14 protein-coding genes are annotated in these 8,813 nt (G+C 62.0%); 7 read left to right on the top strand and 7 right to left on the bottom strand.

The features are described 5' to 3' along the window. Positions 1 to 1,137 (top strand): hypothetical protein (locus tag EN949_RS29135; protein WP_127371862.1); only part of this gene is annotated, 1,137 nt, incomplete at its 5' end. A 59-nt stretch (positions 1,138 to 1,196) separates the two neighbouring features. On the opposite strand, the gene EN949_RS29140 is transcribed toward EN949_RS29135, so the two are convergent. Both EN949_RS29140 and EN949_RS29145 read right to left on the bottom strand, forming a co-directional pair. Then, positions 1,197 to 1,307: a putative RiPP precursor gene (locus tag EN949_RS29140; protein WP_127365687.1), complete on the bottom strand. Its 111-nt coding sequence runs from the start codon at positions 1,305 to 1,307 to the stop codon at positions 1,197 to 1,199. A 202-nt stretch (positions 1,308 to 1,509) separates the two neighbouring features. Further along, positions 1,510 to 1,599 (bottom strand): hypothetical protein, encoded by a 90-nt coding sequence (locus EN949_RS29145; RefSeq protein WP_081714185.1) that lies wholly within the window; start codon positions 1,597 to 1,599, stop codon positions 1,510 to 1,512. A gap of 35 nt (positions 1,600 to 1,634) precedes the next feature. Here EN949_RS29145 and EN949_RS29150 point away from each other — a divergent pair, with 35 nt between their 5' ends. Beyond that, the gene (locus tag EN949_RS29150; RefSeq protein WP_224674559.1) at positions 1,635 to 1,907 is read left to right on the top strand and encodes a hypothetical protein; all 273 of its coding nucleotides are present in this window, start codon (positions 1,635 to 1,637) and stop codon (positions 1,905 to 1,907) included. Between the two features lie 41 nt (positions 1,908 to 1,948). After that, entirely contained in the window at positions 1,949 to 2,500 is a 552-nt protein-coding gene (locus tag EN949_RS29155) for an isochorismatase family protein (protein WP_127365686.1), read from the top strand. 304 nt (positions 2,501 to 2,804) lie between these two features. Here the strand turns inward: EN949_RS29155 and EN949_RS29160 are convergent, their stop codons facing one another. From EN949_RS29160 to EN949_RS29175, 4 genes are all read right to left on the bottom strand, one after another. Further along, complete coding sequence (locus tag EN949_RS29160; protein ID WP_013530624.1) at positions 2,805 to 3,017, bottom strand: hypothetical protein; 213 nt, start codon at positions 3,015 to 3,017, stop codon at positions 2,805 to 2,807. 77 nt (positions 3,018 to 3,094) lie between these two features. Further along, positions 3,095 to 3,394 (bottom strand): DUF1236 domain-containing protein, encoded by a 300-nt coding sequence (locus EN949_RS29165; protein ID WP_013530625.1) that lies wholly within the window; start codon positions 3,392 to 3,394, stop codon positions 3,095 to 3,097. Positions 3,395 to 3,836: 442 nt separating this feature from the next. Then, the gene (locus EN949_RS29170) at positions 3,837 to 4,079 is read right to left on the bottom strand and encodes a hypothetical protein (protein ID WP_224674557.1); all 243 of its coding nucleotides are present in this window, start codon (positions 4,077 to 4,079) and stop codon (positions 3,837 to 3,839) included. 279 nt (positions 4,080 to 4,358) lie between these two features. Further along, entirely contained in the window at positions 4,359 to 4,646 is a 288-nt protein-coding gene (locus EN949_RS29175; RefSeq protein WP_024501725.1) for a hypothetical protein, read from the bottom strand. 326 nt (positions 4,647 to 4,972) lie between these two features. Here EN949_RS29175 and EN949_RS29180 point away from each other — a divergent pair, with 326 nt between their 5' ends. Continuing rightward, complete coding sequence (locus tag EN949_RS29180; RefSeq protein ID WP_224674556.1) at positions 4,973 to 5,191, top strand: exopolysaccharide production repressor protein; 219 nt, start codon at positions 4,973 to 4,975, stop codon at positions 5,189 to 5,191. Positions 5,192 to 5,786: 595 nt separating this feature from the next. Then, a complete protein-coding gene (locus EN949_RS29185; RefSeq protein WP_127367318.1) occupies positions 5,787 to 6,089 on the top strand; it encodes a DUF1236 domain-containing protein in 303 nt (100 codons plus the stop codon). 84 nt (positions 6,090 to 6,173) lie between these two features. Here the strand turns inward: EN949_RS29185 and yghU are convergent, their stop codons facing one another. Next, positions 6,174 to 7,040, bottom strand: coding sequence for a glutathione-dependent disulfide-bond oxidoreductase (gene yghU, locus EN949_RS29190; RefSeq protein WP_013530630.1), 867 nt, complete (start codon positions 7,038 to 7,040; stop codon positions 6,174 to 6,176). A gap of 195 nt (positions 7,041 to 7,235) precedes the next feature. Between yghU and EN949_RS29195 the strand changes: the two genes are divergently transcribed. Together EN949_RS29195 and EN949_RS29200 are read left to right on the top strand one after the other, a co-directional pair. Continuing rightward, complete coding sequence (locus tag EN949_RS29195; protein WP_013530631.1) at positions 7,236 to 8,141, top strand: S1C family serine protease; 906 nt, start codon at positions 7,236 to 7,238, stop codon at positions 8,139 to 8,141. A 15-nt stretch (positions 8,142 to 8,156) separates the two neighbouring features. Continuing rightward, positions 8,157 to 8,813 (top strand): LysR family transcriptional regulator (locus EN949_RS29200; RefSeq protein WP_164782573.1); only part of this gene is annotated, 657 nt, incomplete at its 3' end.

Below are 8,813 nucleotides of genomic sequence, written 5' to 3' on the forward strand. Positions count from 1 at the left end.
GTCGTGTCCTGGCGGCTGTGGCGGAAGCGCAGCCGCCGCAAGGGACGGCGGCTGACCAATCCGGCTGCCGACTATGCCGCCCGCACCGACTGGAGCGGCCGCGGGGGCATGCTCAATTACTCGTCCTTCGTCTATTTCGATGTCGATCGCGACGGCAAATACGGCGCCGGAGACCGGCCGATGGCCGGGATCATGGTGCGGCTGTATGATAAAGCCGGCAAGCTCGCCGCGTCCGCGCGCACCAACAATGCCGGCTTTGCCAATTTCCCCATGTCGGTGAAAAGCAGAAAGGCCGTGATCCGCAAGCCGGGCAACTGGCGCTTTGTGGTTTCGGTGCCGCCCGGCTGGCAGGCGAAAAGCGAAAACGACATTCAGTCCCGACACTTCCTGCCGCTGCCGGGTTCGCCGGCCGGGATGGTATCACAGGAGATGCTGCTGCCGGTCGGTCTGGCGCCGCCGCGCCGCGTCAGCGGGCGCGTTGCCGGCGATGGACCCGCGACCCTCTCCGTGTCGGGGGACGGGCACGTCCTGGAGGCGCGGACACTGGCGCCGGGTGCCGTCTTCAGCTTCGACCTGGCTGAAGAAGCCGACACGGTCAGCATCAGTGGCGAAGGCTTGGAGCGGCGGCTGACGCTGTCGCCCTACGCGGCTGATCTCGGCCTGCTGTCCGCGCAACGCGCCGGCATTGCCACTGATGCCGCTCTCGAAACGATCGGTTTCGACGATGTGACGTCGCGCACCTTCAGGAAAATTCCGGCCGGTCATGCCGGATTGGCGTGGCGCAACCTGAATGCGATGGCGCGCGACTACACCAAGGACAGCCAGGGCTATGTCAATGGCAACGTCTCCGGTGACCATGTGCTCTACACCAGCAGCGGGCTGCCTGCCGAATTCAGCTGCGAACGGCCGTTCGGCTTTCACTCGGTCATGCTGAGCGCCGCCTGGCTGGCGTCGGAAGGGGAGGTGGCGCTGATCGAAAGCTGGCTTGGCGAGCAGCTGATTGCAAGCGATCAGATCACGCTGTCGGCGCTGACGCCGTTGCACTACGCTCCAATGCTCAAAGCTGTAACGCGTGTTCGCCTGTCGACGAAGCACTATTGGCAAATGGTCGTGGACGATTTGGTCCTGACACGCTGAGATTTGGGCATGCCAAAGCGGAGCGAATTTCGCCCCGCTCAATCGGGGTGCGTTTACGGTCAGAGCGGCGCGGCGCCGTTTGAAATAATAATAGAGGCGCCGCTTAACGCTGTGATCGCCGACAGACGGTCCTTTTTCAAGAACGACGGCTTCACATAAATCTTTTTCATATCAGACTCTCCTAAAATTCCAGCCTGATGATGCCATGCTGCGGCCATCTGTCAACCATGCGAGCTGAAAGCAACAAACAATAAACCCAACAATGCGCGACAAGGGCCAGGGTCCCTATTTTTTGTTTCGGGCCATCCCAAAACCAATTGCACCTGGAGTTTGCTCTCCAGCGCCGGCGCGATCCGCCAGAGATGCGCCGGATTAAAGCGTGACGCTGCTCGGGGCGTTTGCCGTGACGGCGGAAAGCTTGCCCTTCTTGACGAAGGTCGGCTTCGCGTAAGTCTTCTTCATCGTGATCTCTCCAGAATCCTCGGCGAGCATGGCAGATGCGCGATATGTGTCAACCAAGCCGGACGCCGACGGCGGCCCTCCTGGCGCTATCGGCTGGCGGCCAGCGCCTGGCCTCCGGCTCGCTCGACGGCACGGCCCGGCTATGGGGCATGGACACCGGCCACCAGATCGCGCTGTTCGACAGCAAGACCGGCCCGATCTATGCGGGCGTCCGCCGCGGTGCTGACTGCGGCAATGATCGCACCACCCGCGACTGGCCGCCCGACGGCGGTGACGGCGTCGTGCTGTTTGCCGGCGCGTCGGAATGAGCAAATCTTGATCACCTTGTCCGCCGTGCTATGTAAAGCCCATGCCAGCATCCAGCCTCCCAGACAACGCGCCGCTCATCGTCATCGATCTCCAGACCGGTATGTTCGACGGCGTGCACGAACCGCCGATCCATGATGCGCCAGGCATAGTCGAGCGCACCAAAGCGGTGATCGACTGGGCGCGGCGCGGCGGGCGCAAGGTCGCATTTGTCAGGCATGATGGACCCGAAGGCGATCCGTTGGCACCGGATCAGCCGGGCTGGCCGGTTTGGCCCGCACTTGGCCAAGCTGCGGACGAGCCGACCTTTGCCAAATCCGTGCGCGATGCTTTCAGCAATCCCGCCTTCGGCGACTGGGTTGCCGGGCAGGGTGCGGGTGCTGTCGTGCTCCTGGGCGCGCAGACCGATTTTTGCGTAGCCGCGACGGTCAAGGGCGCGATCGCCAGAGGGCTCGGCGTGACCGTGGTGTCCGATGCGCACAGCACGCTGGACAATGCCAGCGAGAGTGCCGAGCAGGTCATCATCAGGCACAATGGCGAATTCGCCGAGGCCGGCGTCAATCTGGTGACCACAAAGGCGCTTGTCGGCGGCTGAAGCCCGAACGTCGCCGCAGGCCGCATTATCAGGCAGGCCCGCTTGAGGACTTCGCGAGGGAAGACAGCGCCGGGCGCCTGCCGTGGTCGACGCGGACGGGGGGGCGCATTGTTGGGATGGCTCGGGCGCCCGCGTCAACCAGGGCGGCTCGTACCGCCGCATTAGCAACATTGCACATTGCGTGCCGCTCGAAACTTCCGCGAAAGCGGAATAGGCCGGAGCAAAAGGGCGGATTCGGCTGAGACTTTCGGCGCGCTTTCCCGGTCCTGGAGTCAAAAAGCCTGCTGGTTATTGGGAATGTCGTTCAAGGCGTTTGCCGGTGCTGCACCGGATCGGCGAGGAACGACACCGCAATCAGGTCGTCGCCATCGATCCGGCCGTGACGATCTTCCATGATGGCCGCGACCTTTTGAAAGGTTTTCATTTCGGCATCCGTCACCCGCGCATCGCGCATCCGGGCTTGGAGATCGGCCAGGCGAACGCCCAAAGCAGGGGATGTCACAGCTTTGCTTATCATCTTCACTCGTCCTGATTGGAAACTGACATGGGCAACCCGCCGCCATGGCTGGCGGCGGGTTTGGGACAATTCCAAGTTCAGTCGTAGACCTTGACGATCTTGCGGGTGCCCGGATCCACCAGGACGGTGCGGTTGTCGACCACCACGTAGCGGTATTTGACGTCGGGGATCTCATGAAGCTCGACCGTGTCCGGCAACGCGCTACCAACATTCAGTTCCACGCCGGGAATCTTGACCGAAGCGAGGGGCTGCTTCTTCACATACTCGCGGATGACCGTGTCCTGTTCAGGCTGGATGACAACGTCCTGAGCGGCAACGGCGCCCACTCCGGCCAACAGCAACAGCGCCGCTGCGGCGCCCGTTAGGTGCATTTTCATACTGTTTCTCCTTGCGAGTCAGCATGACAAGATCGTCCAACGCTGACGGCAACTGAACTTGAGCCAACTGAAAATGTTCCTCAGATTGGGCTTCGGTCGGATGCTGTCTGCGACTTAAGTCTGGCCCGAGAGCGCATTGGTCTTACCGACGGGAACGGCTCTCTGTTCACGGCTGTTTGTCTCCCGGAATTCGGAGAAACAGATGGACAAAAGTGTTGGCCAAGCGCGCTGGTTGCTCGCACCGATTTTCGCGACAGCCGTTACCTTTCTGGTGGTGGGAATAGTCCTTGGCTGACATGTCGTCGATCGGCGCAGCAACGTCCCTTCCTGCGCTGAGAGGGTTCGCAAGCCGCTTCGGCGCCTGGCGAACCCTCTATCTTCACCATACGCCGGCCTGCTCGTCGCTATCGTCCAGCAGTTGCTCGTTCAGTTTGCCGCTCTGCTATCGGGCCGTGTGTATCGATCGAGCCGGCGGCGAAGATAAGACACGTTGATCCGTCGGCTGCTCGCTGAAGTAAAGCGAACTGCCGAGAATGAGGAACACGATGCCCACCGCCGTCAATCCGACCATGAGCACGGCAATCGCCGTTCCTGGGCCATAGCCTGTCTTGATGATGGTGGATCGGTGGGCCATCGCGGCGTTCTCCAGACACCCGGCGGTGCCGAGTTCTGCGACAAACGACAAGCGAGGCCCGATGTTCCCTCGTTGGAAGCCTCAATCGGTCACTTTGGGCTTTTGCTTTTTCCTGTAGGACCAAGGTCTTATCTGCCGAGCGCAAAGGTCCAAGGGGCCTTGTTCAGTTCCGATAATGTCCCTTGGATGTTCCGTTACTTTAGGTAAACCTGATATATTGCCTGGGCGGAAAACTTAGCTGGCCAAGCAAAATCGCCCGCGAACCGGGCATGGAAAATGTGGCTTTGGCAAGTTCAACAACAGGCAGTCATGTCTCGGGCGACGAATAGCTCACGTCTCGTCGAATCCGCCCTCTCGGGTCTGATCGTGCGTGATTGCGGCTTCTTCCTCATCATCGGGGAGGGCGTCGTCGCTGTCCTGGTACGCGTTATCGTCGTCCTCGTCCGGCAGATCGCCGTCTTTTTCGACGCCGTAACGCATGTCGCCGTTTTCCGGCGCGGACTCTGGCAGGATCTCGCCGCCCTTGATTGCATCCCAATCCTGCTGCTCGATGGTCGGCCCATCCGCCCGCGGTGCGTCATCTTCGATGTCGGCGCCTGGTTTGTTGCGAGGTGCCATGCTGGCCTCCAATCGTTGAAGAACTGGAGGCGAAACTCGGCGTGCCGGCGTTTGTTCCGGACCCGAAGTGCAAAGACCGGGCGTGCTCCTGGATTGTCGACGGCTGGCGTGTCAGCCCAGCCCCGCCAGCACCGCGGCCGCGGCCCGCACGGTTGCCAAGTTGCCGCGCAAATGGAGAACGCATTGCGGCGACTGACCCATTACTTGCGAAGTTGCTAAAATAATGAAATGTTGTCCGCGGGAAATGAATGAGGCAGGGACTGGTTGGAACCGGCGCGGTTTCGACGGTTTTGGAAACCATGTATTTTGGACAGTTTCTCGTAGGAATGTCAGCCACGGCCGTCATCGTCGCGGTCTGGACCTATATGACCACCGGCTCCTTCTGGGAGGCATTTGCCTGGACGATAGCGACGCTGCTTGTCCTGCAGGTCGGCTACTTCGTGCTCGTCGTGAGGCTGATCTTCAGGCGCGCACATGACATCGTGCCGAGCCAGGATCCGGTAGACGCCTTTCCGCCATTGCATCGCGACGGTGTCCAGCTTTGAGACCGGGTGACCGGGACCGATCAGGAATGGCGTTTCCATACAAGGCCGTCCACTCGAGCGCGTGCGCCCGGGCAAACTCGGGGAACGTCGCCACCAGCGCGATCACGACCGACGGCAAGGTGTTTGGTCGCTGAGACGGCGCCTTCTGAGCTATCCCTGCTGGAGATTTCGGCCCAGCGTTATCATGGGAACAGGATGCATGCGCGACCGCTCCGCATTGTGCTCAGGCCGACAGGTTGGGAACAAGTGCTGATGCTTCGCGTTCTCTGGCAGTGTCGATGAGGTTGCCGCCTCAATCTCCCGGCGGGGCGAGCCCTTTTCGTGCCGAAGCCTTTCAAATCGTCCAGATGAAGAGGCGGATGCGCGGCCGATTTGGCGCACTGGTGCTCAGATTGAATTTTGTCCCTCTAAATATCCGTACATATCTGTGCAAGTTTTCAAACTCTTGAACGCTGTCTGCCGAACGTTTGATCAGCAACCAATCAATATCCAGTCTGCAATCGTAATATCTCCAATTCTGAAGTTACGATGGAACCGCATGGCAGCGGTGGAGTTTTTATGGAGGGCGGAATTCAGTTATCACTAGGAGATGGCCATGAGACTTTATCTTACGAGCGCGGCGACCGCCCTCGTCCTGATGGGCGGGATTGGTGCGGCGCTGGCGGAAAACGTCGTCGTCGTCCAGCCGGAGCAGGAGACAGTCGTTCGCGAATACATCAAGAGAGAACCGCTTGCCTCGGTGAACCTTCTGGGCGTCGAGCTCAAGCTCGGCTCGTCGGTGCCGGATACGGTCGAACTGCGTGAGGTGCCCGACGTCAAATACCGCGTCGCGGTGATCAACGACCAGACGGTCCTCGTCGATCCGGAGACCCGCCAGATTGTTGAAGTGCTGCACTAGGGATTCCCGCAGTACTGGACCTTGGGAAAAACCCGCCCCGACGTCGCGTCGGGGCGGGTTTCCTTTGCCGCGACCCGCGATGGCCTATTCGGCGGCCAGTCTATCCTGCGTCTTGGTCTCGAAATCGCTGGCGTCGTGGCGTTCATGCAGTTGCATGGCAGGCTCACCGAAGGCGCGGTTGACCATGCGGCCGCGCTTGACCGCCGGGCGGGCGTCGATGGCCTTCGCCCAACGCTGCACATGCTTGTACTCGTGCACCGACAGGAACTCGCCGGAATCATTGTACATGCGGCCGAGTGCCAGCCCGCCATACCAGGGCCACACCGCCATGTCGGCGATGGAATAGTCCTTGCCGCCGAGATATTCAGTCTCGGCCAACCGGCGGTCGAGCACGTCCATCTGACGCTTCACCTCCATCGAGAAGCGATCGATGGCATATTCGAACTTTTCCGGCGCATAGGCATAAAAGTGGCCGAAGCCGCCGCCCAGATACGGCGCCGAGCCCATCTGCCAGAACAGCCAGGACAGCACCTCGGCGCGGGCCGGCTGTTCGGTCGGAAGGAATTCGCCGAATTTTTCGGCGAGATAGACCAGGATCGAGCCGGATTCGAAGATGCGCACCGGTGTGGTGCCACTGTGGTCCATCAGGGCCGGAATCTTGGAGTTTGGATTGACCTCGACGAAGCCGCTGCCGAACTGGTCGCCATCGTTGATCCGGATCAGCCAGGCATCGTATTCGGCACCCTTGTGGCCGCGCGCCAGAAGCTCTTCCAGCATGACGGTGACCTTGACGCCGTTCGGCGTCGCCAGCGAATAGAGCTGCAACGGATGCTTGCCGACAGGCAGTTCCTTGTCATGCGTCGGCCCGGCGATCGGCCGGTTGATGCTGGCAAAGGCTCCGCCGCTCGGCTTGTTCCAGGTCCATACTTTCGGCGGTGTGTAGTCGGTCATTTCGTGGCCTCGTGTCGGGGAAGGATGGCAGGTCGCCATTAACTAGGGCTGCGGATGTGTAAGTTCAACTTGCGTTGAACTATTATCGCTGCCCGCAGTGCCAACATCGGCAATTGGGCTCTTCCTTACCCTTGCGCCTTCTCCTGCGTGGCATACCTATAGAAGATGTCGCCAAAGCCCACCCAGGACAAAAGCATGACCATCAATCCCAATCCGCGCTCGGTCGTTGCCGTGCGGGCCACTGTTCCCGAAGATGCCTTTACGGCCGGGGCGCTCGGCACGCTCAGGGAAGGCAGCGGCGTCGTCATTCGCAATGACGGGCTGGTGCTGACCATCGGCTATCTCATCACCGAAGCGGAAGAGGTCTGGCTGACCAGCCATGACGGCCGCGTCATCCCCGCGCACGCGCTGGCCTATGACCAGGAATCGGGCTTCGGCCTGGTGCAGGCGCTGGCGCCGCTCGGCCTGCCGGCGGTGGCGCTGGGCGATGCCGGCAAGGCCAGGATCGGCGACGCCGTGGTGCTGGCCGACGGCATCGGCCAGTCGGTGCAGGCCAGGATTGTCACCAAGCAGGAATTCGCCGGCTATTGGGAGTATCTGCTCGACGAGGCGATCTTCATTGCGCCGGCGCACCCGTCCTGGGGCGGTGCCGGGCTGTTCGGCGCCGATGGCTCGCTGCTCGGCATCGGTTCGCTGCGCCTGCAGATGAGCCGCAATGGCGAGGTCGCCGACATCAACATGGTGGTGCCGATCGATCTGTTGCCGCCCATACTCGACGATCTCCTGACGCGCGGCCAGGTGGCCAAGCCGCCGCGGCCATGGCTCGGCGCGCTGTCGGCCGAAAGCGATGGCAGAGTGGTGGTGATGAGCGTGACCGAAGGCGGTCCGGCGGCCAAGGCTGGCCTGCGCCAGGGCGACATCATCTCGGACATCCGCGACGGCGCGGTCGATGGACTCGCCGATTTCTATCGCAAGCTGTGGGAGAGCGGCTCGGCCGGTGCCGAGATTCCGATGCGGGTGCTGCGCGACGGCCGCGAAACCTGGCTGCGCGTCAAGTCCGCCGACCGCGGCAGTTTTCTGAAGAAGCCGCAGCTGCAATAGCGCGTCAGCCACGCGATGCATCCAAGACTGCTCAAAACCTTCCTTGCGGTGGCGCGGAGCCGCAACATCACACGCGCCGCAGAAGTGGTCCACCTCGCGCAATCGAGCGTCAGCGACCAGATCCTGGCGCTCGAGGCCGAGCTTGGCGCTGCCCTGTTCACGCGCGCGAAGTCCGGTCTCGAGCTGACGCCGGCAGGCCTAGCGCTGAAGCCGATCGCCGAGGATTTGTTGCGGCTCGACGGCGAGGCGCGCGCGGCTGTGCAGGCGGCGGCAGGTTCGACAAGCGGGCACCTGACCATCGGCGCGCTGGAGACGATCGCGTCGGCCAGGCTGGCGCCTTGGCTGCCCGGGTTCCAGGCCGGCCATCCCGACATCACCGTGCGGATGAAGGTGGCGGGCAGCGGCGCGCTGCTGCGCCAATTGGAGGATGGCGACATCGATGTCGCGTTCTGCTTCGACCGCCGTGATTTCGCGAAGGGCGCGTCGGATAAACACTTCGCCAGGCGCACGATAGCAGCCGAACCGCTGGTGCTGGTCGCGGCTCCGGGGCAGGGCAGCGTGCCAGGCGACCTTGCCGCGCTTGGCGAACTGCAGTTCGTGGCAACGGAGCCCGGATGTATCTACCGACACATGTTCGACACGGCCTTTGCCGAGGCGGGCGCTGCCGCACCC

It is taken from the genome of Mesorhizobium sp. M7A.F.Ca.US.007.01.2.1 (genome assembly GCF_003998165.1).
GTDB classification, from domain to species: Bacteria; Pseudomonadota; Alphaproteobacteria; order Rhizobiales; family Rhizobiaceae; genus Mesorhizobium; species Mesorhizobium ciceri.